General features: G+C 53.8%; 1 protein-coding gene. It reads left to right on the top strand.

Annotated elements, in window-relative coordinates; all coding sequences use genetic code 11:
• Window positions 1-45: 45 nt before the first annotated feature.
• A partial coding sequence (locus B0E34_RS23000; RefSeq protein ID WP_228423130.1) for a hypothetical protein occupies window positions 46-262 on the top strand: 217 nt, incomplete at its 3' end.

The following is a 262-nucleotide window of genomic DNA, read 5'->3' as shown; positions in this document are numbered from 1 at the left end:
GGGCGTCTATTACGGACTGATGACATCACAGATGGAGGGAGTACAATGAAGCAGGAATCGTGGTTTCGACCCTATGTAACGGCAAATTTCTGGCGCTTTCTGCTCATTGTCACGCTGGGCGTGCTCACCATTATGTTTGCCGGGATGCTGATGTTCACATCCGGTTATTTGATCTCCAAATCCGCCCTGCGTCCGGAAAACATCCTGATGGTGTACGTGCCGACCGTAGGGGTTCGCACCTTCGGCATCGGACGGGCGGTGA

This window comes from Chryseobacterium mucoviscidosis, from assembly GCF_002177115.1.
GTDB lineage: Bacteria > Bacteroidota > Bacteroidia > Flavobacteriales > Weeksellaceae > Chryseobacterium > Chryseobacterium mucoviscidosis.
Note: the sequence above shows the minus strand (reverse complement) of the source record. Positions and strands in the feature narration are given on the sequence as shown.